Origin of the sequence: Mesorhizobium opportunistum WSM2075 (assembly GCF_000176035.2) — a bacterium.
Taxonomy (GTDB): domain Bacteria; phylum Pseudomonadota; class Alphaproteobacteria; order Rhizobiales; family Rhizobiaceae; genus Mesorhizobium; species Mesorhizobium opportunistum.
The window spans coordinates 4,813,291-4,836,634 of sequence record NC_015675.1 but is presented as its reverse complement, the minus strand read 5'-3'; the positions used below and the strand labels follow the sequence as shown (position 1 = coordinate 4,836,634).

The 23,344-nt window shown below is 62.7% G+C and carries 30 protein-coding genes; 15 read left to right on the top strand and 15 right to left on the bottom strand.

The features are described 5' to 3' along the window. Positions 1-102 precede the first annotated feature (102 nt). From MESOP_RS23335 to MESOP_RS23325, 3 genes are read left to right on the top strand one after another with little or no spacing between them, the layout of a single operon-like run. Positions 103-699, top strand: coding sequence for a cold-shock protein (locus tag MESOP_RS23335; RefSeq protein ID WP_013895787.1), 597 nt, complete (start codon positions 103-105; stop codon positions 697-699). 23 nt (positions 700-722) lie between these two features. Then, a complete protein-coding gene (locus tag MESOP_RS23330; RefSeq protein ID WP_013895786.1) occupies positions 723-1,283 on the top strand; it encodes a DUF192 domain-containing protein in 561 nt (186 codons plus the stop codon). Between the two features lie 19 nt (positions 1,284-1,302). Then, the gene (locus MESOP_RS23325; protein WP_013895785.1) at positions 1,303-2,070 is read left to right on the top strand and encodes an alpha/beta fold hydrolase; all 768 of its coding nucleotides are present in this window, start codon (positions 1,303-1,305) and stop codon (positions 2,068-2,070) included. A gap of 235 nt (positions 2,071-2,305) precedes the next feature. Here the strand turns inward: MESOP_RS23325 and MESOP_RS23315 are convergent, their stop codons facing one another. Next, a complete protein-coding gene (locus MESOP_RS23315; protein WP_013895784.1) occupies positions 2,306-2,911 on the bottom strand; it encodes an HD domain-containing protein in 606 nt (201 codons plus the stop codon). A gap of 145 nt (positions 2,912-3,056) precedes the next feature. Between MESOP_RS23315 and cysE the strand changes: the two genes are divergently transcribed. Next, a complete protein-coding gene (gene cysE, locus MESOP_RS23310) occupies positions 3,057-3,905 on the top strand; it encodes a serine O-acetyltransferase (protein ID WP_013895783.1) in 849 nt (282 codons plus the stop codon). Positions 3,906-4,057: 152 nt separating this feature from the next. Beyond that, on the top strand, positions 4,058-4,261 hold the full coding sequence (locus MESOP_RS23305; protein ID WP_013895782.1) for a DUF3126 family protein: 204 nt from the start codon (positions 4,058-4,060) through the stop codon (positions 4,259-4,261). A gap of 56 nt (positions 4,262-4,317) precedes the next feature. Here MESOP_RS23305 and MESOP_RS23300 read toward each other — a convergent pair whose 3' ends face one another. Continuing rightward, positions 4,318-5,049, bottom strand: coding sequence for a hypothetical protein (locus MESOP_RS23300; protein WP_013895781.1), 732 nt, complete (start codon positions 5,047-5,049; stop codon positions 4,318-4,320). A gap of 123 nt (positions 5,050-5,172) precedes the next feature. On the opposite strand from MESOP_RS23300, the gene MESOP_RS23295 reads away from it, so the two are divergent. Then, positions 5,173-5,514: a DUF6949 family protein gene (locus MESOP_RS23295; protein ID WP_013895780.1), complete on the top strand. Its 342-nt coding sequence runs from the start codon at positions 5,173-5,175 to the stop codon at positions 5,512-5,514. A 20-nt stretch (positions 5,515-5,534) separates the two neighbouring features. Further along, the gene (locus tag MESOP_RS23290; protein WP_013895779.1) at positions 5,535-6,062 is read left to right on the top strand and encodes a gamma carbonic anhydrase family protein; all 528 of its coding nucleotides are present in this window, start codon (positions 5,535-5,537) and stop codon (positions 6,060-6,062) included. Positions 6,063-6,105: 43 nt separating this feature from the next. On the opposite strand, the gene MESOP_RS23285 is transcribed toward MESOP_RS23290, so the two are convergent. The 4 genes from MESOP_RS23285 to MESOP_RS23270 all read right to left on the bottom strand — a co-directional run bounded on the left by MESOP_RS23285 (position 6,106) and on the right by MESOP_RS23270 (position 9,202). Then, positions 6,106-6,666, bottom strand: coding sequence for an ankyrin repeat domain-containing protein (locus MESOP_RS23285; RefSeq protein ID WP_013895778.1), 561 nt, complete (start codon positions 6,664-6,666; stop codon positions 6,106-6,108). Between the two features lie 278 nt (positions 6,667-6,944). Further along, positions 6,945-7,553, bottom strand: coding sequence for a transglutaminase-like cysteine peptidase (locus MESOP_RS23280; protein WP_013895777.1), 609 nt, complete (start codon positions 7,551-7,553; stop codon positions 6,945-6,947). A 280-nt stretch (positions 7,554-7,833) separates the two neighbouring features. Continuing rightward, the gene (locus MESOP_RS23275) at positions 7,834-8,451 is read right to left on the bottom strand and encodes a PilZ domain-containing protein (protein WP_013895776.1); all 618 of its coding nucleotides are present in this window, start codon (positions 8,449-8,451) and stop codon (positions 7,834-7,836) included. A gap of 118 nt (positions 8,452-8,569) precedes the next feature. Next, a complete protein-coding gene (locus MESOP_RS23270; protein ID WP_013895775.1) occupies positions 8,570-9,202 on the bottom strand; it encodes a PAS domain-containing protein in 633 nt (210 codons plus the stop codon). A 393-nt stretch (positions 9,203-9,595) separates the two neighbouring features. Between MESOP_RS23270 and MESOP_RS23265 the strand changes: the two genes are divergently transcribed. Continuing rightward, a complete protein-coding gene (locus MESOP_RS23265; RefSeq protein ID WP_013895774.1) occupies positions 9,596-10,351 on the top strand; it encodes a rhomboid family intramembrane serine protease in 756 nt (251 codons plus the stop codon). A gap of 87 nt (positions 10,352-10,438) precedes the next feature. Then, positions 10,439-10,870, top strand: coding sequence for a CBS domain-containing protein (locus MESOP_RS23260; RefSeq protein WP_013895773.1), 432 nt, complete (start codon positions 10,439-10,441; stop codon positions 10,868-10,870). Between the two features lie 46 nt (positions 10,871-10,916). Here MESOP_RS23260 and MESOP_RS23255 read toward each other — a convergent pair whose 3' ends face one another. Then, on the bottom strand, positions 10,917-11,174 hold the full coding sequence (locus MESOP_RS23255; protein ID WP_013895772.1) for a YjhX family toxin: 258 nt from the start codon (positions 11,172-11,174) through the stop codon (positions 10,917-10,919). 288 nt (positions 11,175-11,462) lie between these two features. On the opposite strand from MESOP_RS23255, the gene gatB reads away from it, so the two are divergent. From gatB to MESOP_RS23240, 3 genes are all read left to right on the top strand, one after another. Then, a complete protein-coding gene (gene gatB, locus MESOP_RS23250; RefSeq protein ID WP_013895771.1) occupies positions 11,463-12,962 on the top strand; it encodes an Asp-tRNA(Asn)/Glu-tRNA(Gln) amidotransferase subunit GatB in 1,500 nt (499 codons plus the stop codon). A 4-nt stretch (positions 12,963-12,966) separates the two neighbouring features. Beyond that, a complete protein-coding gene (locus tag MESOP_RS23245) occupies positions 12,967-13,458 on the top strand; it encodes a GNAT family N-acetyltransferase (protein ID WP_013895770.1) in 492 nt (163 codons plus the stop codon). Positions 13,459-13,614: 156 nt separating this feature from the next. Beyond that, positions 13,615-14,313, top strand: a complete 699-nt coding sequence (locus MESOP_RS23240) for an AIM24 family protein (RefSeq protein WP_013895769.1) — start codon at positions 13,615-13,617, stop codon at positions 14,311-14,313. Between the two features lie 87 nt (positions 14,314-14,400). Here the strand turns inward: MESOP_RS23240 and panC are convergent, their stop codons facing one another. Together panC and panB are read right to left on the bottom strand one after the other, a co-directional pair. Next, entirely contained in the window at positions 14,401-15,252 is an 852-nt protein-coding gene (gene panC / locus MESOP_RS23235; RefSeq protein WP_013895768.1) for a pantoate--beta-alanine ligase, read from the bottom strand. Further along, positions 15,249-16,115 carry a 3-methyl-2-oxobutanoate hydroxymethyltransferase gene (gene panB, locus MESOP_RS23230; protein ID WP_013895767.1) on the bottom strand — a complete coding sequence of 289 codons (867 nt, stop codon included), beginning with the start codon at positions 16,113-16,115 and terminating at the stop codon, positions 15,249-15,251. Before panB ends, panC begins: the two co-directional genes overlap by 4 nt. A gap of 232 nt (positions 16,116-16,347) precedes the next feature. Between panB and MESOP_RS23225 the strand changes: the two genes are divergently transcribed. From MESOP_RS23225 to MESOP_RS23215, 3 genes are all read left to right on the top strand, one after another. Further along, a complete protein-coding gene (locus MESOP_RS23225) occupies positions 16,348-16,746 on the top strand; it encodes an NADH:ubiquinone oxidoreductase subunit NDUFA12 (protein WP_013895766.1) in 399 nt (132 codons plus the stop codon). A 158-nt stretch (positions 16,747-16,904) separates the two neighbouring features. Continuing rightward, complete coding sequence (locus tag MESOP_RS23220; protein ID WP_013895765.1) at positions 16,905-17,498, top strand: DUF2155 domain-containing protein; 594 nt, start codon at positions 16,905-16,907, stop codon at positions 17,496-17,498. 75 nt (positions 17,499-17,573) lie between these two features. Further along, entirely contained in the window at positions 17,574-17,963 is a 390-nt protein-coding gene (locus MESOP_RS23215; protein WP_013895764.1) for a hypothetical protein, read from the top strand. Between the two features lie 3 nt (positions 17,964-17,966). On the opposite strand, the gene aat is transcribed toward MESOP_RS23215, so the two are convergent. The 6 genes from aat to MESOP_RS23185 all read right to left on the bottom strand — a co-directional run bounded on the left by aat (position 17,967) and on the right by MESOP_RS23185 (position 23,293). Further along, the gene (aat, locus tag MESOP_RS23210; protein ID WP_013895763.1) at positions 17,967-18,584 is read right to left on the bottom strand and encodes a leucyl/phenylalanyl-tRNA--protein transferase; all 618 of its coding nucleotides are present in this window, start codon (positions 18,582-18,584) and stop codon (positions 17,967-17,969) included. A gap of 12 nt (positions 18,585-18,596) precedes the next feature. After that, a complete protein-coding gene (gene accC, locus MESOP_RS23205; RefSeq protein ID WP_013895762.1) occupies positions 18,597-19,940 on the bottom strand; it encodes an acetyl-CoA carboxylase biotin carboxylase subunit in 1,344 nt (447 codons plus the stop codon). Between the two features lie 10 nt (positions 19,941-19,950). Next, a complete protein-coding gene (gene accB / locus MESOP_RS23200; RefSeq protein ID WP_013895761.1) occupies positions 19,951-20,409 on the bottom strand; it encodes an acetyl-CoA carboxylase biotin carboxyl carrier protein in 459 nt (152 codons plus the stop codon). Between the two features lie 26 nt (positions 20,410-20,435). Then, positions 20,436-20,870 carry a type II 3-dehydroquinate dehydratase gene (gene aroQ, locus MESOP_RS23195; protein ID WP_013895760.1) on the bottom strand — a complete coding sequence of 145 codons (435 nt, stop codon included), beginning with the start codon at positions 20,868-20,870 and terminating at the stop codon, positions 20,436-20,438. Positions 20,871-21,015: 145 nt separating this feature from the next. Next, complete coding sequence (locus MESOP_RS23190; protein ID WP_013895759.1) at positions 21,016-21,837, bottom strand: DsbA family protein; 822 nt, start codon at positions 21,835-21,837, stop codon at positions 21,016-21,018. A 64-nt stretch (positions 21,838-21,901) separates the two neighbouring features. Then, positions 21,902-23,293, bottom strand: a complete 1,392-nt coding sequence (locus MESOP_RS23185) for a M48 family metalloprotease (RefSeq protein WP_013895758.1) — start codon at positions 23,291-23,293, stop codon at positions 21,902-21,904. Between the last annotated feature and the right edge of the window lie 51 nt (positions 23,294-23,344).

Sequence of the window (23,344 nt, the reverse complement as noted above, 5' to 3'; positions counted from 1 at the left end):
CCGTGAAAAAAGGCACGTCAGGTCTTGCACACACGGGAAGCGCCGGTGTTAATCTGGTATCAAGAATCAGTTGCGGTGTTCTTGAAAAGAGGGGGCATTCTTATGGGGGAAAAGGCCTCTTTGACGGGGCGGGCCGATACCCTTGGCGACGCCTTGACGCGCGACGAAGGCGGCGATGCTGCCGATCTCGTCGAAATAGCCGGCGCCATCAAGTGGTTCGATGTGGCCAAGGGGTACGGGTTCATCCTTCCGGATGACGGTATTTCGGGCGATATCCTCCTCCATGTGACATGTCTTCGACGGGACGGCTTCCAGACAGCCCTGGAAGGCGCGCGCGTGGTCTGCCTTGTCAAACAGGGTGAGCGCGGCCTGCAGGCCTTCCGCGTGCTGTCCATGGATGTCACCACCGCCGTCCATCCCGCGGAAATGCAGGAGCAGCGCACCCATGTCTCGGTGACGCCGGAGAGCGGGCTCGAACGTGCCTTGGTCAAATGGTTCAACCGCACCAAGGGATTTGGCTTCCTGACGCGCGGCGAGGGTACCGAGGACATTTTCGTCCATATGGAGACCTTGCGCCGCTACGGCATCACCGAGCTTCGGCCTGGACAGGTCGTGCTGGTCCGTTTCGGGCGCGGTGACAAAGGCCTTATGGCCGCCGAAATTCACCCTGATATGGGTACCTTGCCGGTCTCGCATTAGGGCGACCCGGCCGAGGATTTCGTATGGCTCACAGGAACTGGCTGACGGCGGGCGTGATCTGCGCCGTTGCTGCCGTCATCATCGCCGCAGGCGCTTTCTTCTATTTCCAGGTACCCAGCGCGGCCGATGGCCGGGCGATGCTCCTTCCTGTCGACCCGACGCCGCTGGTCGCGGCCACGAAAAGCGGCGAACGCTCCTTTTCGATCGAAGTCGCCGATAACGAGGCAGAGCGGGAGGCCGGCCTGATGTTCCGCAAGGACATGGCCGACGATCATGGCATGCTGTTCGTCTTCGACGAGACCCGTGAGGTCAATTTCTGGATGAAGAACACGCCGATGCCGCTCGATCTGATCTTTGTCGGCCAGGACGGCAGGATCCGGGCGATCAAGCAAGGTGAGCCGCAATCCGAGGCGATCGTGTCGCCAGGCGAGCCGGTCCGCTTCGTGCTCGAACTCAAGGCCGGCACGGCCGCCCGGGACGGTATCGCGGACGGCGATCTGTTGCGCCATCCGGCGATCGGCACCGCATCGGGGCCTGGCGTGCCGCCGGCCGACAAGGGCGATGCGCCCAACGGCGGCGGTTGAGTACGCAGGCGGGTCGCTGATGCAGTATTTTTCACATGACGGTTTCGATCTTGCCTTCCTCGACCGCCAGCCGGCATCGGGCGAGGGCGATCCGGTGCTGATGATCCACGGCTTCGCTTCGAGCCACTATGTCAACTGGGTGTCGCCCGGCTGGTTCAAGACGCTCAACGATGCCGGCTACCGCGCCATCGCCTTCGACAATCGCGGCCACGGGTCGTCGTCCAAGAGCTATGACGAGGCCGACTACACGCCCGACGCCATGGCCTCCGACGCGGCCGCCCTGCTGGATCATCTCGGCATCGAACGTGCGCACGTGATGGGTTATTCGATGGGCGCGCGTATCGCGGCGTTCTTGGCGCTGTCAGACCCGGACAAGGTGGCGACGCTGGTCTTCGGCGGCCTCGGCATCGGCATGATCGACGGTGTCGGCGACTGGGATCCGATCGCCGCGGCCCTTCTTGCCGACGATCCGGTCACGACCACCCATCCGCGCGGCCGCTCGTTTCGTGCCTTCGCCGACCAGACCCGCAGCGACCGCCGGGCGCTTGCCGCCTGCATCGCCAAATCGCGGGAGCTGTTGAGCGAGGACGATATTGCCCGCATCTCCCAACCGACGCTGATCGCGGTCGGCACCACCGACGACATTGGCGGTTCGCCGGACGAGCTAGCCGCCCTGATGCCGAACGCCAGGGCATTTCACATCGAGGGCAGGGACCATATGCTGGCGGTCGGGGACAAGACCTTCAAGCAGCGCGTGCTGGAGTTCTACGCCGAACATCCGCTTTGAAGCTGCGCGCCAGTGCCGGGCTCAGTCTCGGCCCCTTGGGCCTTGAACCGACTTTGCGAGCACGCACAGCAATCAAGCCGAGGGCCTATGCGTTCAGCTCCATCCACCGGGTCGCCTACCGCAAGACCGATGCCCAGCGCTCGCTTGTCCAGGCGTTTCTCGGGGCCCTGTTCGATACTGCCCCGGTGGCACGAACTACTTAAGGTGACCTACACAAGGGCGTCGCGGGGACCGATCACGCAGGCTTCTGCAGCGCCTCCAGCGACCGTGCCATGTTCAGCCTGGCCTGCGGCTCGAAACGTTGGCGAAATTCCTCCGTGTGGAAGATGTGCGGACGGGCAAGGAAATTCGTCAGCACCGCGCCGCGGCCGGCACGCCACATCGGCTCCTCGACCCAGTCATATTCGCGGCGGACCGCGCGCTCATAGGCGTCGAAAGCATCCGGCCCGGCACCCAGGATCGACAGATCCATGTCGAGGAACAGGCTGGCGTCCCGCGTCGCCGTTGCGTCGTCGAACCGGGGCGGTTCATGCGTTGCGGTGGCCAGGATCATCGCGCTGATACGGCTCAGGCGCCCGGCATCGATGCGGCCTGCGAGCCATTTCTCGGCAAGAGCCGCACTTTTGGCCTCATTGTCCTTGGCCTTGCTGTCGTAGATGGCGTCGTGGAACCAGATTGCCGCCTCGACGGCCTGGGGGTCGCTGAGCAGCCGCCGATAGTCGCCAGCCAGCGCCAGCATCGCCTCGATGTGGGCAAGGTTGTGGTAGTGGCGGCCCTTTGCCTGGTAGAGCGCCGAAAGCTCGGTTTTCACTGCATTGTCGATCAAGGGTTCGTTTTCCATGGCTGCTTGAATTCCTGCGAACCAAATCCATTTGACAGAGCACTAAGGAAAATTGAGTTCAATCGTGCTATGATCTGGCCTATATGTGCGGCCGGATAGCAGGCAGCACCACAGGCAAGCTAGCAGGACGCAGGACAAGACGTCGATGAACAGCATCAGCATTTCCCGCCACAGCGCGTTGCAGCCGGTCGATCCGATCTGGCGTTCGATCCGTGACGAAGCGATGGAAGCGGTCAACCGCGATCCGCTGCTTGCCGCCTTCCTCTATTCGACGATCCTCAATCAGGAGAGCCTGGAAGAGGCCGTGATCCACCGGATCGCCGAGCGGCTCGCCCATCAGGATATCGGCTCCGACCTCATCCGCCAGACCTTCAAATCGATGCTGGCCGACGACAAGGGCTGGCCGACCACGGTGCGCGTCGACATCCAGGCCTATTATGACCGCGACCCGGCCTGCGACCGGTTCATCATGCCGGTTCTTTATTTCAAGGGCTTTCACGCCATCCAGACCCATCGGCTGGCGCATTGGCTGTGGAACCAGGGTCGCAAGGATTTCGCGCTCTACCTGCAGAGCCGCTCGTCCTCGGTCTTCCAGACCGACATCAACCCGGCCGCGCGCATCGGCATGGGCATCTTCATCGATCACGCCACCGGCCTCGTCGTCGGCGAGACCGCGGTCATCGAGGACGACGTATCGATTCTGCACGGCGTGACGCTGGGCGGCACCGGCAAGGCCGGCGGCGACCGCCACCCCAAGATCCGCCGTGGCGTGCTGATCGGCGCCGGCGCCAAGATCCTCGGCAACATCGAGATCGGCCACTGCTCCAAGATCGCCGCCGGCTCGGTGGTGCTGTCACCGGTGCCGCACAACAAGACCGTTGCCGGCGTGCCGGCCCGTGTCGTCGGCGAGACCGGCTGCGATCAGCCTTCGCGCCAGATGGACCAGTTGCTGCCGTCGCAGACGATGGACCAGGTGGTCAGCTTCGACATCTGATTTTCCACGCCGGCGTGCTGCCTGGCGTGATCGCGATTGCCCGGCGGCGCTGCGGCTTCCGGTGCAATACAGCGGGCTTGCCTTTACATCGCCATTGTCGACGTGCCAGAAGCGCCCTTCAAACCAGCAAGCCCGATGATCGGAGAAGACTGTTGAAGCCGGACGAAATCAGAAAGCTGGACGCCTATTTCAAGCGCGTCTTCCAGAACCCCAAGCTTATGGTCAAGGCACGGCCGCGCAAAGAGGATTCGGCCGAAGTCTATGTCGGTGAAGAGTTCCTCGGCATCGTCTTCAAGGATGAGGACGACGGCGACTACAATTTCTCGATGGCGATCCTCGACATCGATCTGGCCTGAGCCAGCTATTTTCATGGCGGGCCGCGTCGAGCGCGGCCGGCCTCGGCACCTGTCCGTCAGTGCCCGGTTTTCAGGATTCGCGCGGCCTCGTCCGTCATTGCCGCGTCGAGCGCCTGCCAATCATCGAGAAACTCTTTCGGAAAACGATAGGTGAGGCTGAGATCCTCGCCGACATGGATATCCCGCTCGCAGGGCGCCAGCGATTCGCCGGCGCTCGGCCCGCTCAGGCATCGCGCCACGAAGGGGTCCTTGCCCTCCCGCTTGCCGACGACCAGCACCTCGTTCAGGTAGCCTGACTTCTCGTTGAAGCCGTAGACCGTCGTGCCGCCAGGCCCGGGAATGCCGGGCTGGACGATCAGAGCACTGTAGATCGGCGCGAACCGGCCGCTCATGTCGCGCGACATCATCTGCTGTTCGAAGGACAGGAAAATGATGTTCTTGGCTGTCCCGGTGTGATTGAAGTCGTCGCTCGCCGCCGCACTGAAGCCGTCCATCTGCGGATAGCGAAGATAAAGGTCGAGACGCGAGGCGATGCCGTCGCGCCGGGCCTGGGCGAACCGGATGGTGTTGGCTGGAACGGCAATGACATTGTTGCCGATGACCACCTGATGGATGGTCGGATCGTCCGTATAGCCGGCCATGGCGATGGAGTGCCCGAACCATTTGCCGCCAAGGCTGATGGCGATCGACAGCAAGGCCAGCGCCGCGAAGGCGTAGAACACCCGCTTCATCAGCACGGAATCGACCACGGTGAGCTCGGGGCCGTCGGCGATCGTTGCCTGTTTCATCTCGGTCCTCGGATCCAGCTTGCCATGCGCCTTGGGTGTCCCTCGGCGGCACACATCGCTCGGCACGGCTCTTGCAGCCTTGCTGAAACGACTGTGCGATTTCATGGTAAATGGAAGGTTAAGATGACTGATATGGAACCCTTCCTGTTCGCTTTTGTCGTCGGGCTGACTGTCTGCGGATTGATCGGCTCGACGATGGAACTGGTGTCAGGCCGCAAGGTCGCCTTCGCGGAACCCTATGTATCGGCCTCGCATGTGCTGCGCTCGCTGGCGGCGACCGCCGGCGCCGGGCCATTCATGCTGGTCAACGATGCCCTGGATGCCCGACGCCAGAACCGCATTTCGACAGTGGCGCTCTTGTCGTGCGGTTGCACCGCGATTGCCTGGTCCCTGGCGCTGGGCATCGTCGTGCTTGCCATTGCCTCATGGACGATCCGTCTCCTAGGGTCCGGCATTCCAGCCTGAAGGCGATTCGGAGGCCGACAATGCCGCTTTATGCGATCGATGGAACGGAGCCCAGTTTCGTGGACGCCGGCTCGAACTGGATCGCACCCGATGCGACGCTGATCGGCAATGTCAGGGTCGGCCGCAACGCAGGGTTCTGGTTCGGCGTCGTCATCCGCGGCGACAATGAGCCTGTTGTCATCGGCGCCGACACCAATGTGCAGGAACATACGGTCATGCACACCGATCCCGGCTTTCCGCTGACCATCGGCGAAGGCTGCACGATCGGCCACCGGGCCATGCTGCATGGCTGCACGATCGGCGACAACAGCCTGATCGGCATGGGCGCCATCGTGCTGAACGGAGCGAAGATCGGCAGGAATTGCCTGGTCGGCGCCGGCGCACTGGTCACCGAAGGCAAGGAATTCCCGGACAATTCGCTGATCGTCGGCTCGCCGGCCAAGGCGATCAGGGTGCTGGACGACGCGGCGGTCGCCAGGTTGCGCGGCTCGGCTGCGCATTACGTCGCCAACGGCAAACGCTTCAAGGCAGGGCTGAAGAAGGTTTGAGGCCAGTCTGGCTTGTTCCTGTTGCCGACAGTCGCAGCCCAATTCACCGTCCGCTAGAGTCGCGTCCGGCTATCGCATCACGCAACAATGAAGCACCGGCTTCGAAGCCTGCATTGTCGGCCTCCTCTACGGCTGTCGTATAGTTGTCGATGCGGGTTTCGAGCATCGGGTCGGCGCCTGCCGCCAAAAGCACGCGGATTGCTTCGGCGCTGCGAATGGCCACTGAATAGTGAAGCGGTGTCCAGTCGTTCACGCCCCGCATGTTGGGATCGGCGCCACCGTCGATCAACAGTCTGACGATTTCCAGTCGGTCGGTGCGGTCGGCGGACAGCGCGGCAATGATTGCCGGAAAGCCACCGTGATCCTGATAATTCGGATCGCAGCCCGCATCCAGCAACGTCGAGATGAAGCCGACCGAACTCCAATAAATCGCATATTCCAGCGGGTGCCCGAGCCCAAGCTCGAACGGCATGCGCTCGTCGAACCAGCATGGTGAGCCGCCCAGGGCTTTGCCAAGGCCATCGAAGTCACCGGCCTTGAACGCGTCGTCGATCGCCTTGAACAGACGATGGCGCTCGCATCGATCTTCCGGGATTTCCAACATCACCGTGATCCAGGTGGCGAAATCAATGGCGTATAGTGCCTCGACCTGCTGCTCGTGGAAAGGTGGGTCGGGATGACACCATTGGCTCGACCGACCTTCGGGGCCGCCAAAGGTGATAGGTTGCTCAAGCGACCGCCAGAAATGGCGGAGCCGGCCCGGGGACGGGGCCGGCTCCTATGACCCGGTCGTTGGGGACGGGGAGGGTGGGGACTCGACCGGGTTTCTCCTAAAGCGCGTCCATTCGTGCGACGCGCTTGATCTCTGTTCTCTGTGCGCCCTTAGCGGACGCTGGCGACCGCGTCGGAACGGCCGTCGTTGATCGTCACCCAAACGCCGGAATTCTCCGTCGATTGGCGCTTGAGATAGGTGTAGTCGGTGTCCGTCCAGGACAGCACCTTGGTTTGCAGATTGTCGAGAATGAACTCGCCGAGGCTGGTGCGCACGGTCAGCACGGCATGGCCGTCGCCGTTCGGCTGGCGGGCGACCGTCATCAGCAGGTCGCCGGCCGGCACGCCGATATCCATCAGCGCGCGGCGCTTTTCCAGCGCGTAGTCCTCGCAGTCGCCATAGCCATTGTCGGGATAGGCCCAGTATTCCTCGACACCGTAGTTTTCCATGTCGGTGCGCGGCTTGACGCGGGTGTTGACCGAATTGTTGATGTTGATGATCGTTGCCCAGAGCTTGCGGGTCAGGTCGACCGGCGCTCCTTTGGGCGTCTTCTCGTTGCATTCGCCGGGAATGCGCTGGCAGAATTCATAATGGCCAACAGGCTGTGTGGTGCGGCCGCCAGTGTGCATATAGGCCGGTCCCGCGGCATATGCTGATCCCCAAGCGGAAAGCTGCATCGCCATTGCCAGCAGCAATAGCTTGCCCCTCGTTTTTTTCATTTCTAGTCTCCCCGTTCGAAGGAGACATTGCCACAGGTGGATTTATTTGACGCAAAGGCGCGAAGTAGATATTAAGTAAAACGCCTATAGAATAAACATAAAATTTGAATCATTTGAGTATTGAATTGTTTGGATTGCAGAAACCTGTCTTTCGAGGGCGCAGGCTGTCGACAACCGCGATCTTGGGCTGTCCGGCAGGATCTCAGTTGCTGTGGCGCTGAACAAAAAACCGGCCGCGAAGGGCCGGTTCGATTGGGGCGTCCTGGCCTGGCCGACCCGGTCAGGCGCGCGGTGTGTTGAATTCGGAATCGAGCGTCTCGGGGCGCTGGATGACGGCGAATTCGATGGCGACGCCATCCTCGAAATGGCGAACGATCTGCCCGCGCATGGTGCCGAGCGTGACCTGGACGCCGATCGCCGGTTTGACGTCGATCTCGACCGCCGCGCCCGACAGCGACAGGTCGATGATCCGGCACTGATACTGGCGGCCGTCGGTGAGCTGCAACACGCTGGTCGGATTGCGCGGCGCGACGCGCTCGTGGCGGCGGTCTTCCGGCAGGTCGAGTTCGTGCTTGTTGGCAAGCCAGGTCAATTGCGCGGCGAGCTTGTCCTTCTTGCGGTCGGATGCAATCACCGTCATCGCAAAGCCGTCCTGCAGGGTGCGTGTCACGACACCTTCGATGCGGCCGATATGGTCGATATAGGCAATGACTTTCTCGCCGGGCATGCCGATGCGATCGGTGCGAAACGCGACGTTGCCGGGCGACATGTCGACGACCTGGCAAGGGTGTTCGGTGCGGTCTTCCAGCATGAAGCGCCCGTATATCTTTACCCGGACGCGCTGAAAGTTACGCCTTTCAGCTTGGGACGGCGCGTAGTCGACCGCCGCTGACCTCATGTCTGCCTACACCCCGTTTGGCATTCCGCGCGTCGATGCGAGGAACTTCATCGCAGAACTACAACAAAGCGGGTTAACAAAGGGGAAAAGTGAGCCCGTCGGGCCGGCAGATCGTCAACTATTCCTCACGTCCGCCGTCGAACACGACGAGATGGCGGATGCGGCGCGCGCGGCCGAGTTCCGAGATCGTTTCGGGCGTGTCGATCTCGTCGGGAACGAGCGACGGAACGCTGATCGCAGGGCGGTTGTTGAGGAGTTCCTTTTCCGGGTCGATGACGCGGATCGAATCGATCAATGCGTCGTTGATCGGATCCGCGCCCAGCCAGAACGGCTTCTCCACGGCGCTGATCACGCCGAGGCAACGCGGGTTTTCGACACCGCCGTCAAGCGGCAGGGCAAGCAATTCGAACTTGTTGGAGCGGCCGTTGCGGCTGAAGCCCTCGAAGGCGATCAGCACGACCGATTTCTGGTCGAAGACGCCATGGATCAGCCGCGATACCAGCCGCTGGTCCTTTTCGCGCCACAGCGACGGGAACGAGAACCCTTTGAGTTCGCGGCCATAACAGGCGCACAGCCTGGTGCCGGCCAGGCGAAACACGGGTTGCCCGCGCGTGTCCCGTTCCAGGATGAACGTATCGGCCAGCAGCGCTTTGATGTCGGCCGGCTCGACCTCCGACCGCTTCGGAGCGGGGCGTCCGTCACGCAGGCGGTTCCAATAGTGGAACAGCGTGATCGATCCGTTCTGGTTCATGCTATGCAGCTCCGCGCATTCTGTCGTCTGATGTCCCATCGGTGAACAGAAGGGCGCCCTCCGATGACCTACATGCGTTGCCGAGCAGGAAGCGTGCCAGCGTCGTTAACACTTGTTCACGGGTCGGGGCCGTTAAGGTTAACAAGTGGTTTACGTTGCGCCCGGGCGGGCCCTGTGGCACACCAAAACCACTCCAGAAGCGGTCGTTTCGCGACGATCGGCAGCACTTCAGTCAAGAGTTTTAGGGGAGCAGGGGGCTCGACCGGCCGTTCAAGGGAAACCTTGGACGGCTTCTTTTTTGATTCGCGCTGGGGCGATTCGCCCTTTGTGAGTTGGCTGCCAGTGGTCTAGATGCTCGCCCGACTGAATTCCCTGGATCGAGTGCTGGCGCTTATGAGCGAACCCGAAAGTCCCCCCGAAATGGAACAGGCCGGCCTGGAGCCGGAGCGGCGTCGCGAGCCGGTGTTCAACCTGCCGCCGGTGGTGCTCGCGATCATCGGCATCTGCGCGGCTGTCTTTCTGCTGCAGCAGTATGGGCTGAACGACACGCAGCAGATGACGCTGTTGTATGACGGGGCCTTCATTCCCGTCCTCTACACCGGACAATACGGCTTCGACTGGTTCCTGTTCACGCGGCCCTTCACCTATGCCTTCATGCATGGCGGCTTTGCCCATATCGCCATCAACATGGTCTGGCTCGCGGCTTTCGGCTCGCCGCTGGCCAATCGTCTGGGCGCACTCAGGTTCGCGCTGTTTTTCGCCGTGACAGGGCTGGCTTCCGTGGGCCTCTTCTGGGCGATGCATCCGTACGGAGAGGCGCCGCTGGTCGGCGCTTCCGGCGCCATATCGGGCATGATGGGTGCCGCGGCGCGTTTTGGCTTCCACACCGACCGCTCGGCCGGCAAGGCTGCTTTCGCCGGCCCGGTGCTGCCGGTCTCGATCGTGCTGCGCTCGCGCGGCGTCGTCATCTTCCTTGCCATGTGGATGATCATCAACCTCGCCACCGGCCTTCTCGGCTTCGCGCCGGGAACAGATGGCCAGATTGCCTGGGAGGCTCATATTGGCGGCTTTATCGCGGGCTTTTTCGGCCTGCGGTGGTTCGACAGGGGATGGCAGGCACCGGAATGGGAGAGCCTCGACCGCACTTGAAATGCAACCGATCACGGCGCACGATGTTCACTCTTACGTGAAGCCGGTCTGGGCAGGGAACCGGCAGGCGAAGCAGAGGAGGACGCCATGACGGTTAAGGCAATTCTGGAAAGAAAAGGCCATGACGTGTTGACGCTCGGGCCGAACGAAAAGCTGAGCGAAGCCATCCGCATCCTGGCCGAACACAAGATCGGCGCATTGGTCATCACCAACGGCGATCACAAGATCGTCGGCATCCTGTCCGAACGCGACATCGTGCGGGTGGTCGCCAGGGAAGGTGGCGCCGCGCTCGACATTCCCGTGCGCTCGGCCATGACGCCGAAGGTGAAGATCTGCAACGAGAACCACACCGTCAACGAGGTGATGGAGATCATGACCAGGGGGCGTTTCCGCCACCTGCCGGTGGAAAAGGACGGCCTGCTCGATGGCATCGTCTCCATCGGCGACGTGGTCAAGCGCCGCATCGAGGATGTCGAGCGTGAGGCCGAGGAAATACGCGCCTACATCGCCACCGCCTGAGCGGCGAAGGAAACCGCCGGCCGATATTCCGGCCGGCGGCACAAGGCTACCTGTTGTCGAGTTCGGAGCGGACGAGTTCAAGTCCGCGCCTTGTGATGCGGTAGGGACCGCCACCCGACGACGAAACCGCCTTCTTGCGTTTCAGTTTTCGAAACAGGTCGAGATCGACGCCCGGATAATGCCACCCGTCACGGGTCAGGCATTTGACGGAGGCGATCCGCTTCTTCTGGTTCTTTTCGATTTCAATGCGCCCGCCCTGCGCAAGCAGGTGCAGGATGCGCTGTTCAGTGCGCGAAATATCCATGGGAGAATTTTCCGGGAAAACAAAAAAGCCGCCGCCGCGGAGCTTCGCGGCACGGGTTTCAGGTTTTCTGCCCTGCCTCGCTACGAGTCAGGGCCTTACCGGGACTGAGCGTAAGTGGACATCCACTCTCCATTGGAATGGACGTCCTATAGGCGAAAGTGGCTGAAAAGGACAGCCTGCGGCTTTGCGCTTGTCTCTTTTGGCGGTTTGCACTAGCGAATGACTTTCACTTAAGACGTGAAAGTCACGTTCAAACGTGAGTTCACTCACCGCAATTCGTAGGCCGCCATGACCCTCATCGATACCCGCACGCCCGACGCAAAACGCCTGATCCCTGGCGCCACCGGTGACTGGGAGATCATCATCGGCCTCGAGGTCCATGCGCAGGTCACCTCGGAAGCAAAGCTGTTTTCCGGCGCCTCGACCACTTTCGGCGCGGCCCCCAACGCCAATGTCAGCCTGGTCGATGCGGCGATGCCCGGCATGCTGCCCGTCATCAACGAGGAATGCGTCAAGCAGGCGATCCGCACCGGCCTCGGCCTGAAGGCGCAGATCAACCACAAGTCGGTCTTCGACCGGAAGAATTATTTCTATCCCGATCTGCCCCAGGGCTACCAGATTTCGCAGTTCAAGCAGCCGATCGTCGGCGAGGGCACGGTGATCGTCTCCGTCGGTCCTGATCGCCAGGGCGAATTCGAGGACATCGAGGTCGGCATCGAACGCCTGCATCTGGAACAGGATGCCGGCAAGTCGATGCACGACCAGCATGCGACGATGTCCTATGTCGATCTCAACCGCTCGGGCGTAGCCCTGATGGAAATCGTCTCCAAGCCCGACATGCGCTCGGCCGACGAGGCCAAGGCCTACGTCACCAAGCTGCGCACCATCGTGCGCTATCTCGGCACTTGCGACGGCAATATGGACGAAGGCTCGATGCGCGCCGACGTCAATGTCTCCGTGCGCAAGCCCGGCGGCGAATTCGGCACGCGCTGCGAGATCAAGAACGTCAACTCGATCCGCTTCATCGGCCAGGCCATCGACTATGAGGCGAGGCGCCAGATCGCCATCCTCGAGGATGGCGGCAAGATCGACCAGGAGACGCGTCTGTTCGATGCCGTCAAGGGCGAGACGCGCTCCATGCGCACCAAGGAAGAGGCGCACGACTACCGCTATTTCCCCGATCCGGATCTTCTGCCGCTCGAGTTCGACCAGGCCTATGTCGATGCGCTGGCCAAGGAGTTGCCGGAATTGCCCGACGCCAAGAAGGCGCGGCTGATCGCCTCGCTCGGCCTCTCGACCTATGATGCCTCGATCCTGGTCTCGGAAAAGCCGATCGCCGATTATTTCGAGAAGGTGGCCGCCGGCCGCGACGGCAAGCTCGCCGCCAACTGGGTCATCAACGATCTGCTCGGGCAACTGAACAAGGCCGGCCAGGGTATTGAAAACGCTCCGGTTTCGCCCGATCAGCTTGGTGCTGTCATCGACCTGATCAAGGACGGCACGATCTCCGGCAAGATCGCCAAGGATCTGTTCGAGATCGTCTGGAACGAGGGCGGCGATCCGCGCCAGCTGGTCGAGAGCCGCGGCATGAAGCAGGTCACCGACACCGGCGCCATCGAGAAGGCCGTCGACGAGGTGATCGCAGCCAATCCTGATAAGGTCGAGCAGGCGCGCGCCAAGCCGACGATGGCCGGCTGGTTCGTCGGCCAGGTGATGAAGGCAACGGGCGGCAAGGCCAACCCGCAGGCGGTCAACGACCTCGTCAAGGCCAAGCTCGGCATAGAGTAAGGCTATGTTCGTCCGCACCGCAGGGGATCGTGACCTTGCTGCCATCCGGGCGTTGCTGGTCGAAACCTGGCACGCGACCTATGACGCCATCTATGGCGTCGAGCGGGTCACCGCGATCACCGAGGAATGGCATTCGATCGCCGCGCTGAAGGCGCGGCTGACCAAGCCGAACAGCGAATTCCTCGTCGCCGATGACGGCAAGCGCATTGGCGGCGTGGCTTTTGCCGAAAGCGTCGATGGCGGAGACCTGGTTGTCCTGAAACAGCTCTACGTGCTTCCAACCCTGCAGGGCAGGGGCATTGGCGGCATGCTCCTCGACGAGGTCATCGAATGCTTCCCCGAAGCCCGGGCCGTTCGTCTGGAGGTGGAGAAGCGGAACACGCACGCCATCGCCTTCTACGAGGCGAACGGCTTCGTGCGGTCCGGCGATGCCGGCGAGCGCGCACGCGCCACTGGTGAGGCAACGCTCGTCTATCACCGGCCGCTCGCCGGCTGATTCCTTCCGGCGGACAGGTCTGGATCACCTTCGCGCGAGCGGCGTTGTGGAGGGGCTGTTTTCGTTTGACGCCCCTTGGCTCCGGCCCCAAAGCTGCCTCAGCTGACCGCGCGGAAGCCGGAATGAACCGGCACGCAAGGCGGCGTTGGGGGGATCATGCCAAGCTTGCCGGAACTGATGCCGACACAGGTGTCGGACGAAACTTTTGGTGGCGTCACCTATCATATAGCGGGCGAGCTGGTGCCCGTGCTTTCCGTCGATGTGAGGCAGATGCCGGTCTATTTCGAGCACCACATCCTTTTGTGGAAGAACTCCACCATCACCATCGGGCTGAAATCGCTGAAGGGCGCGCTGAAGCGCATGATGGCAGGCATGCAGATCTTCGTCACCGAGGCGTCGGGGGCGGGCATCATCGCCTTCAGCCGCGACGGACCCGGCCACATCGTGCCGATCCATCTCAGGTACGGCGAGGAGATCCAGGTGCGCGAACACCAGTTTCTCGCCGCTACCGGCAATGTCGACTACACGTTCGAGCGGGTGCGCGGCCTGGCGACGATGCTGTTCGGACAGAGCGGTTTTTTCATCGACCGTTTTCGCGGCGATGCCGGCGACGGCATCGTCTGGCTGCACGGCTACGGCAATGTCTTCGAAAAGACGCTTGCACCAGGCGAGACCATCGACATCGAGCCGGGCGGCTGGCTGTTCAAAGACACCTCGGTCAAGATGGAAACCAAGATCGACCGCCTGTCGAGCGGCTTCTTCGGCGCCAACATGAATTTCATCGTCAACCGCTTCACCGGCCCGGGCCGGGTCGGCATCCAGTCGATGTACCTGCATATGCCGACCGAGGAATAGGCGGCGACCGGAGTTTCAGGCCCCGCAGCGTGAGCGCAAGGCGGCGACAATTCGCGGATCATGCCGCACTGGCCGTCGGTTGTTACATCAGGCGGAGGCAATTTCCACATTATCGATCAGCCTGGTTTTTCCAAGCCAGGCGGCGGCGAGAACGCGGCCTGCGCGCTCGCGCCGCCATGGCCCGAGCGTCAGGCTCTCACGAGCCTCGACATAGTCGACCGTCTGGAAGCCGGCGGCGATCAAGGTGCTGCGGGTTTCGGCGATCGTGTCTTTCTGGCCCGCGCCCGCCGCCAGCGCCGCTGCTGTCTTGCGCAGGACCACGTTGAGCTGGCGAGCGATCTGGAGTTCGGCCTCGCCGAGATAGGCGTTGCGAGACGACATGGCGAGGCCATGCGGATCGCGTATGGTCGGTGCGCCAATGATCTCGACGGGCAGGTCGAGGTCTCGGCAGAGCTGCCTGACGACGCAAAGCTGCTGATAGTCTTTTTCGCCGAAGACGGCAAAGTCGGGCGCTGCCTGCAGGAACAGCTTGGCCACCACGGTGGCGACGCCATCGAAAAAGGTGGGGCGAAAATCCGATTCGAGCCCGGCGGACGGGCCGCCGACCGAAATCCTGGTGGCAAAGCCGGCGGGATACATCGCATCGACCGTCGGTATGAACGCAAGATCGGCCCTGGCCGTCGCCAGCATATCGAGATCGCGGGCGAGCTGGCGCGGGTACTTGTCGAGATCCTCGCTCGGCGCGAACTGCGTCGGGTTGACGAAGATCGACACCACGCAGCGCTCGGCTCTTTCGCGTGCGATCCTGATCAGGGAGAGATGCCCCTCATGCAACGCGCCCATGGTCGGCACCATGGCGACGCGAAGCCCATCGCGGCGCCAGTCCCGGATCCGCGCGCGAAGGGCGGCAACGCTGTCGACGACGTCAGGCCGGCTCATGCGTCATCTCCGCCACTTGTGTTCGTGCGGGAAAAGAGTTTTGAACTCGAAAAGACATGGGCAGGACCGGGAAATGTCCGGCTTCGCACCTCTAGTGCGTAGCGCTCGGCGGCATGCGCGATCACGCTGCGCAGATCGGCATATTCCTTGACGAATTTCGACACGCGATCGACGGTCAGCCCGACCATGTCGTCGATGACCAGGATCTGGCCGTCGCAGTCGGCGCTGGCGCCGATGCCGATGGTAGGAATGGCGATGCGGCGCGTGATGTCGGCGGCGGCCGCCTCGATGGTGCCTTCGATGACCACCGAGAACGCACCGGCCTTTTCGACTGCCAGCGCGTCCGCCACCAGCGCCGCGACATTCTCGTCAGTGCGGCCCTTGATCTTGTAGCCACCCTCCTTCTCGACCGATTGCGGCAGCAGGCCAATATGGCCCATGACCGGAATGCCGTTGGTCACGATCGCGGCGATCCGCCCGGCCATGTCGACGCCGCCCTCCAGCTTGACCGCCTGGCAGCCGGTCTCGCCGACGATGCGCCGCGCCGAGGCAACGGCCTGTGCCGCTGAATCCTCATAGGTGCCGGCCGGCATGTCGACGACCACGCAGGCCCTGGCGGAGCCGCGCATCACGGCCTGCCCATGCGCGATCATCATCTCGAGCGAGGCGCCCAGCGTCGTCTGATGGCCATGCAGGACCATGGCGACGCTGTCACCGACCAGAAGCAGGTCGACATGGGGATCAAGCAGTCGGGCGACGGGATAGGTGTAGGCCGTGAGGCAAACGAGAGGCGTACCTCCTTTGCGCTGGCGAATCAGGCTTGGACTGACGCGGCTATCGGTGGTCGGCAATTCCGTGGCCAATCGTCACCTCCGTTGGGCTCGCGGTCAGTTTGGATATTGCCGCGCGGACCGCGCCGAGCTTTAGAAACACCGGGAAGACTTGGCAAGCGCGCATCCCGTTATGTGGAAAGATCACAAGTCGGTGTCGATCCCGGGCGCGCCATTTGCGCGCTCTGCGCGGCAAAACCCTTGCCTTCCCGAAGGCCTGACGCCATAAGCAGGAAACAGGCGCCGCCAGCGCGAGGGTTCTGAGATGAAGACTTTCCTGACGCAATTTTTCACCTGGTGGAACAGCCAGACGCTGGGAACGCGCCTGCACACCTGGCGGTACGGCAAGAAGGTCGGCCAGGACGAGACGGGCAACGTCTATTACGAAGGCGGTATCGATTCGGAAGGCCGTACGCGCCGCTGGGTGATCTACCGCAACTATTCGGAAGCTTCGGCCATTCCGCCCGGCTGGCACGGCTGGATCCATCACCGTGTCGACGTCGCGCCCTCTGGCGAGGACTACAAGCCGCGCGATTGGCAGAAATCGCATCAGTCCAATCTGACCGGAACGCCGGCGGCCTATCGCCCGAAGGGCTCGGTGTTGACCAACCAGCACCGCCCGCAGGTTACCGGCGACTACGACGCCTGGACGCCCGGGTCGTAACGGCCCGGCTCGTAACGGCGCCCCGACTTGTCACAGCACGAAGTGCAGGCCGGTCCTTTATCGCCACAATTGGTGTTTAGCTGCTTGCTCATCAGAAAACGGCGAATAGCCTTGGCGATCGACGGAATCACCTGGGCGCGAACCACCGGTACCCTTGCATGAGCTTTTTCAACCGAATCTCGACAGGCGGTCTGACGGTAGCCGCCAGCCTCGCCGTCAGCACCGCCGCCTTTGCCGCGTCGCCCGCACCCGCGGCACCCGCGCCGGCTCCGCCTGCGGGATCGGATCGCATCACCAACCCGGTTGCCGAGTTCGCCGGCATCGACAAGATCACTGGCCGCATCATCACCTTCGATGTCTATATCGACGAGACGGTGCAATTCGGCGCTTTGCAGGTGACGCCGCGTGTCTGCTATTCCCGGCCGCAGAACGAGGAGCCGAAGACGGACTCCTTCGTGGAGGTCGACGAGATCACGCTGGACCGCAAGATTCGCCGCATATTCACCGGCTGGATGTTTGCCGAAAGCCCCGGTCTTAACGCCGTCGAACATGCCGTCTATGACGTCTGGCTGAAGGCGTGCAAGCAGAAGTCCGATGTGCCGGCGCCGGATGCCACCAAACCGGACGCCACCAAGGCCGATGCTTCGGAGCCGGCGGTCGCCAAGCCGGCTGCCGCCAAGCCGAACGCTGAGGTCAGCCCGGATGTGGAACAGCCCGATCCCACGGAGCCGGACACCTCCGACACCAACTGATCCCCGGGAACCGTCGTGGTCATCATGCGTTGGGCCACGGACGACCGCGCATCGATGCGCCCGGAGGACAGTCCGATGTCGGACAGCAAGCGGATCACGGCCAGCAAGACAGAGTTGCTTGAACTCGAAAAAGGCTTCTGGACAGGCGATGCCGCTTATTATGCGGCCAATGTCGACACGGAGTGCCTGGTGGCATTTCCGCGGATGGCACGAGCGATGGACAATGCCGATCTGGCCAAGACGGCGACCAATCCCAACCGATGGCGCGACCTCGATATCGAGCTCAAGGGCATAATCGAACCGGGCAGTGATGTCATCATGCTGACCTACGAGGCGCATGCGACGCGGGAGAACGGCGAACCCTATGCCGCGCTGGTCAGCACCGGCTACGTCCACCGCGTCAACGGCTGGAAGATGATGTTCCATTCGCAGACCCCGATCGAGGTCGCGGCCGATAAGGCTTGATCCCTACGGAAAGAAGACCGCTTCGCCCTTCAGGGCCTCGGCCAGCATCTTCTCGTATTTGCCGCGCGGCACGTCGACAGCACCAAAGCGCTTGAGGTGCTCGGTGGTGAACTGCGTATCGAGTAGGGCGAACCCGCGCGCCTTCAAGCGTTCGACGAGATGGACGAGGCAGGTCTTCGACGCGTCCGTCTCCTTGGAAAACATGCTTTCGCCGAAAAACACCCGCCCCAGCGACACGCCATAGAGGCCGCCGACCAGCCGCTCCTCGCGCCAGGCCTCGACCGAATGGCAATGGCCCATGCGGTGCAGTTGTACATAGGCTTCGCGGATCGGCGCGTTGATCCAGGTGGAGCGGCGCTCTTCGCGCTTTTCGGCGCAGCCGTCGATCGTCGCCTCGAAGTCGAAGTCGAAGCGGATGTCGAACAGGTTTTTGCGGACTGTCTTCCTCAGGCTCTTCGGCGTGTGGAATCCGTGCAGCGGAATGATGCCACGCGTTTCCGGCCGCACCCAGAACACCTCCGGGTCGGCAGCGCTTTCGGCCATGGGAAAGACGCCCGAGGCGTATGCCTTGAGCAGGAGGTCCGTGGGGATGCGATAGCCTGGCGCGTAAGGGCGGGTCATCGCGTCCCCGGACTACTCTTCCTTGGCCAGGTATTTTTCCAGCCAGTGGATGTCATAGTCGCCATTGGCGATGTCGGCATTGCCGACCAGATCGCGAAACAGCGGCAAGGTTGTCTTGATGCCGTCGACGACGAATTCGTCGAGCGCGCGGCGCAGCCGCATCATGCACTCGACGCGATTGCGGCCATGCACGATCAGCTTGCCGATCAGGCTGTCGTAGTAGGGCGGGATCCTGTAGCCGGAATACACGCCGGAATCGACGCGGATGCCGAGGCCGCCAGGCGTGTGGAAATGCGTGATGGTGCCTGGCGAGGGCGTGAAGGTGCGCGGATCCTCGGCATTGATGCGGCACTCGATGGCGTGGCCGTTGAACTTGATGTCTTCCTGCCTCACCGAAAGTCCGCCGCCGGAGGCGACCCGGATCTGCTCGTGGACGAGATCGATGCCGGTGATCGCTTCCGTCACCGGATGCTCCACCTGCAGGCGCGTGTTCATCTCGATGAAATAGAACTCGCCGTTCTCGTACAGGAATTCGATCGTCCCGGCGCCCGAATAGCCGAGATCGGCAATGGCCGTGGCGCAGATGCTGCCGATACGGGACCGCTCCTCGGCGTTGAGAGCCGGCGAATTGGCCTCTTCCCAGACCTTCTGGTGGCGCCGTTGCAGCGAGCAGTCGCGCTCGCCGAAATGCACGCCGCGGCCAAAGCCGTCGCCGAACACCTGCACCTCGATGTGACGCGGCTTCTGCAGGTATTTCTCGATGTAGACGGCGTCGTCGCCGAAGGCGGCGCCCGCTTCCGAGCGCGCCGTCTGCAAGGCGACCTCGAGGTCGGCCTCGGTATGGGCAACCTTCATGCCGCGTCCGCCGCCGCCGGCCGATGCCTTGATGATTACCGGATAGCCGATCTCGGCGGCGATGCGCTTGGCTTCCTTTTCCTCGGTCACCGCGCCATCGGAACCCGGCACCACCGGAATGCCGAGGCGCTTGGCGGTGCGTTTGGCCTCGATCTTGTCGCCCATGATGCGGATATGGTCGCCGGACGGGCCAATGAAGGTGATGTTGTGGGCGGCCAGGATATCGGCGAACTTGGCGTTCTCCGACAGGAAGCCGTAGCCCGGATGCACGGCGTCGGCGCCGGTGATCTCGCAGGCCGCGACGATCTGGTGGATGTTGAGATAGCTGTCGCGCGACGGCGGCGGGCCGATGCACACGCTCTCGTCGGCAAGCCTGACATGCATGGCGTCGGCGTCGGCGGTCGAATGCACCACAACGGTCTGGATGCCGAGTTCCTTGCAGGCGCGCAGCACCCGAAGGGCGATTTCGCCGCGATTGGCGATGAGGATCTTTTGGAACATCCGGCCCGCTCTACTCGATCACGACAAGCGGCATGCCGTATTCGACCGGCGTCGCGTCCTCGAACAGGATCGCCGTCACCGTGCCGGCGCGCGGCGAGGGGATCTGGTTCATCGTCTTCATCGCTTCGATGATCAGCAGCGTCTGGCCTTCCTTGACCTTCTGGCCGATCTCGATGAACGGCTTGGCGTCCGGTGAGGGCGCCAGGTAGGCGGTGCCGACCATCGGTGAAGCCACCGCGTTCTTCGACACATCCGCGGCCGCCGGGGCCGAGGCCACGGGCAGAGCGGCTGCCGCTGGCGCATAGGCGGGTTGGGGGGCCGCAATCGCGTGGACGGCGGGCGCCTGCCGCGACACGCGCACCTTCAGGTCGCCCAGTTCAACCTCGATCTCGGTCAGGTTGGTGTCGTTCAGTATGCCCGCCAGATCGCGGATCAGCTGCTGGTCAACACCGGTCTTCTTTATCGACATTTTCGAGCCTTCTGTTTGTGGGCCGGTCATAGGCGCGCGGCCAGCGCCTGCAGCGCCAGCGTGTAGCCGAGCGGCCCAAAGCCACAGATCATGCCGACGGCGACCGGCGCGACCATGGAGACATGGCGGAATGGTTCCCGCGCGTGGATGTTGGAAAGATGAACTTCGGCGACCGGCAGCGGCGCGACCGAGCGGATGGCGTCGTGGATCGCGATCGAGGTGTGGCTGTAGGCGCCTGGATTGATGACGATGCCGGCAGCCTTGTCTCCGGCTTCCTGGATCCAGTCGACGAGGTCGCCCTCGTGGTTGGACTGGCGGAAATCGATCTCGATCCCAAGCGACGCGCCCGCCTGCTTGCAGTCGTCGGCGATCGCGGCAAGCGTCTTGCCGCCATAGATGCCCGGCTCGCGCTTGCCGAGCGCGTTGAGATTGGGACCGTTCAGGACGAAAACCGTTTTCAAAAAAGCCGACCTTTTTCGGCGCCGGCGTCAAGCCGGCGCGCTGGGCCTCTATACCGGGCATAGTCGCCCGCGGAAAGAGCGCAACTGCGTTCTTTCACTGTCCACAACAGGCCGAAATGCACCCGTGATGAAAATCGGCGGCGGATCAAAGCGCGGCTTTCGCCGCCTCGATCTTCTCCGCCAGCACATCCTGTCCGAGAGCCCCGAACACGACCTCGTTGCCGACGACGTAGGACGGCGTTCCGGTGATCGACAGCTTGTTGGCCAGATCGTAGGTCTTGGAGAAGGCTTCGGGGATCGAAGGATCCTTCATCTTCTCGCGCAACGTCGCCTCGTCGGCGCCGAGCGAAAGCGCGATCTTGATAGCGGCCGCCTCGGTGGCGCGTCCCTGGCCACCAAGCAGCGCATTGTGGAACTCGCCGTACTTTTCCGGCATCATCAGGTGGAACGCCATCGAGACGACGCTCGCCTTCTGCGAATCCGGGCCGAGGATCGGGAACTCCTTGAGCACGAAGCGCAGGTCCGGATCGGTCTTGGTCAGCGCCCGCATGTCCTCGATGGCGCGTTTGCAGAAGCCGCAATTGTAGTCGTAGAACTCGACGATCGTCACCTTGCCGTTCGGATTGCCGACGACGCCATCGAAGGCGGAGTTGAAGATCTGGTCCTTGGCGTTCTTGATGACGCCGAGATGGGCGATGCGCTGCTCTTCCTTCTGCTTGGCCTCGAGCGCGTCCTGCACTTCGAGCAGCACCTCGGGGTTCTTCAAGAGGTAGTCGCGGATGATGCCTTCGACCTCGGCGCGGTCGATCTTGGTGTCGGCGCCCGCCATCTGGACAGGCTCAGCCGTCTGAACAGGCTGGGCCGTGCCGGCCTTGGCGATCTGCGGGTTGCCGGCGACGAAACCGAAAGCGAGCATCGCAAGGGCTACAGCGATTCCCGTGGTGCCCAACAGCAGTGCCTTTTTCATTGTTCTCGTTCCTTTTGCCTGTTTCCCGGTCTGGCTATGTCGCAGCGCATGGCCGGAGGGTTCACTAGATCTTGCCTGATGATTTGTAGTTTATGATGTCCTGGGCGCGAATCCAGCGCGGCTCGCCGCGCTTCATCTGCTGCTGCGCCCGCATGGCGAATATCTTCGCATCCTTGTAGTTACCGGAATAGAAATGACCTTCGGCAGTGGCGAGCTCGGCGCCCGGTATGTCCCCCAACTCGCCATAGGCCTGTGCCAGATAGCGATATCCGATGGAATTTTCCTTGTCGCGCCCCAGACCATTGTTGATCTGCGCGACGGCTTTCCTGAGCGAATCGGGCGTGCCGATGGCCATCAGCGCCTGTCCAAGCGAGACCGGCAGCAAGCCGGACCGCGCCGAATCGAGGCTGACCGCCTTGGCGTAGGCTTCCGCCGCATCCTTGGGGTTGTTCGCCTTCATCAGAATGTCGCCGCGCAACTCCTGGAAGTAGGCATTCCTGGGCTGCGCCTTGATCAGGGCGTTGGTCTTGGCGAGCGCTGCGGCGATATTGCCGTAAAGGTAGGTCGACTGGGCATCGCCATATAGCCCGGCCAGCGTTCCTTGCATCTTTCGCATCAGCCGTGACCCAGCCGCCTGGCCTTCCATGTAGACGGCAATCTTGACCCGCATCATGTCATGGCGCTGCTGCAGCGCCGGCGGATCGACCTTGCCGACATTGGGGCTCTGTTTGACCAGCACTTCGAGATTGGCGATGCGTTCCTGCGGCATCGGGTGGCTGATACGATAGGGATCGACCTGCGTGCCGGACAAGGACAGCGCGCTTTGGAAGCGGGCGAATGTCTTCAGCATGCCCATGCCGGACTGGCCGGTGGCGTTGAGATAGGTGATCGCCGAGCGGTCGGCGGTCGTCTCTTCGGTGCGCTGATAGGCGAGGATGCTGCGCTGCGCCATCTCGCCGCCGCCAGCCGCCACGCCCATGCCGGCGCCGGCAAGGCCGCGGCTGTTGGTGGTGGCGCCGGCAACAATGGCGCCGGCGCCGAGCAAAGTGGCGATAATGGCCATGGTCTTGGCGCGTTCGAGCTGGTCGCGCAGTTTCTGCTGGTGGCCGCCGGCGATATGGCCGGCCTCGTGGGCGATGACGCCAATGATCTCGTTCGGCGTTTCAGCCATCATCAGCGCGCCGGTGTTGATGAACAGCCGGCGTCCGGTAACGAAGGCGTTGAAGCTGGAATCGTTGACCAGGACGATGTCGATGCCGTCATTCGCCAGCCCGGCCGCCCTGAAGATCGGCCGCGCATAGTCGCGAACCAAAGCCTCGATCTCGGCGTCGCGCACCACCGGCACGGACTGGGCAAAGGCAGTGACCGAACTCGCCACCGCGACAGCGAGGCCGAGCGAAAGTGTCGCGAAAACACGCGCCACCTCTGCAATGGTCGGTCTGGGTCGGCTCAGCATGACGTGTCCACTGGTAGACGAGCGGGCGAAAGATGAAAAGTCGGCACCGGA

Bases quoted from the DNA above. Each gene is read 5' to 3' on its own strand.
- MESOP_RS23335 (WP_013895787.1), top strand. From the start codon at position 103: ATGGGGGAAAAGGCCTCTTTGACGGGGCGGGCCGATACCCTTGGCGAC.
- MESOP_RS23330 (WP_013895786.1), top strand. From the start codon at position 723: ATGGCTCACAGGAACTGGCTGACGGCGGGCGTGATCTGCGCCGTTGCT.
- MESOP_RS23325 (WP_013895785.1), top strand. From the start codon at position 1,303: ATGCAGTATTTTTCACATGACGGTTTCGATCTTGCCTTCCTCGACCGC.
- MESOP_RS23315 (WP_013895784.1), bottom strand. From the start codon at position 2,911: ATGGAAAACGAACCCTTGATCGACAATGCAGTGAAAACCGAGCTTTCG.
- cysE (WP_013895783.1), top strand. From the start codon at position 3,057: ATGAACAGCATCAGCATTTCCCGCCACAGCGCGTTGCAGCCGGTCGAT.
- MESOP_RS23300 (WP_013895781.1), bottom strand. From the start codon at position 5,049: ATGAAACAGGCAACGATCGCCGACGGCCCCGAGCTCACCGTGGTCGAT.
- MESOP_RS23295 (WP_013895780.1), top strand. From the start codon at position 5,173: ATGACTGATATGGAACCCTTCCTGTTCGCTTTTGTCGTCGGGCTGACT.
- MESOP_RS23290 (WP_013895779.1), top strand. From the start codon at position 5,535: ATGCCGCTTTATGCGATCGATGGAACGGAGCCCAGTTTCGTGGACGCC.
- MESOP_RS23285 (WP_013895778.1), bottom strand. From the start codon at position 6,666: ATGTTGGAAATCCCGGAAGATCGATGCGAGCGCCATCGTCTGTTCAAG.
- MESOP_RS23280 (WP_013895777.1), bottom strand. From the start codon at position 7,553: ATGAAAAAAACGAGGGGCAAGCTATTGCTGCTGGCAATGGCGATGCAG.
- MESOP_RS23275 (WP_013895776.1), bottom strand. From the start codon at position 8,451: ATGAGGTCAGCGGCGGTCGACTACGCGCCGTCCCAAGCTGAAAGGCGT.
- MESOP_RS23270 (WP_013895775.1), bottom strand. From the start codon at position 9,202: ATGAACCAGAACGGATCGATCACGCTGTTCCACTATTGGAACCGCCTG.
- MESOP_RS23265 (WP_013895774.1), top strand. From the start codon at position 9,596: ATGAGCGAACCCGAAAGTCCCCCCGAAATGGAACAGGCCGGCCTGGAG.
- MESOP_RS23260 (WP_013895773.1), top strand. From the start codon at position 10,439: ATGACGGTTAAGGCAATTCTGGAAAGAAAAGGCCATGACGTGTTGACG.
- MESOP_RS23255 (WP_013895772.1), bottom strand. From the start codon at position 11,174: ATGGATATTTCGCGCACTGAACAGCGCATCCTGCACCTGCTTGCGCAG.
- gatB (WP_013895771.1), top strand. From the start codon at position 11,463: ATGACCCTCATCGATACCCGCACGCCCGACGCAAAACGCCTGATCCCT.
- MESOP_RS23245 (WP_013895770.1), top strand. From the start codon at position 12,967: ATGTTCGTCCGCACCGCAGGGGATCGTGACCTTGCTGCCATCCGGGCG.
- MESOP_RS23240 (WP_013895769.1), top strand. From the start codon at position 13,615: ATGCCAAGCTTGCCGGAACTGATGCCGACACAGGTGTCGGACGAAACT.
- panC (WP_013895768.1), bottom strand. From the start codon at position 15,252: ATGAGCCGGCCTGACGTCGTCGACAGCGTTGCCGCCCTTCGCGCGCGG.
- MESOP_RS23225 (WP_013895766.1), top strand. From the start codon at position 16,348: ATGAAGACTTTCCTGACGCAATTTTTCACCTGGTGGAACAGCCAGACG.
- MESOP_RS23220 (WP_013895765.1), top strand. From the start codon at position 16,905: ATGAGCTTTTTCAACCGAATCTCGACAGGCGGTCTGACGGTAGCCGCC.
- MESOP_RS23215 (WP_013895764.1), top strand. From the start codon at position 17,574: ATGTCGGACAGCAAGCGGATCACGGCCAGCAAGACAGAGTTGCTTGAA.
- aat (WP_013895763.1), bottom strand. From the start codon at position 18,584: ATGACCCGCCCTTACGCGCCAGGCTATCGCATCCCCACGGACCTCCTG.
- accC (WP_013895762.1), bottom strand. From the start codon at position 19,940: ATGTTCCAAAAGATCCTCATCGCCAATCGCGGCGAAATCGCCCTTCGG.
- accB (WP_013895761.1), bottom strand. From the start codon at position 20,409: ATGTCGATAAAGAAGACCGGTGTTGACCAGCAGCTGATCCGCGATCTG.
- MESOP_RS23190 (WP_013895759.1), bottom strand. From the start codon at position 21,837: ATGAAAAAGGCACTGCTGTTGGGCACCACGGGAATCGCTGTAGCCCTT.
- MESOP_RS23185 (WP_013895758.1), bottom strand. From the start codon at position 23,293: ATGCTGAGCCGACCCAGACCGACCATTGCAGAGGTGGCGCGTGTTTTC.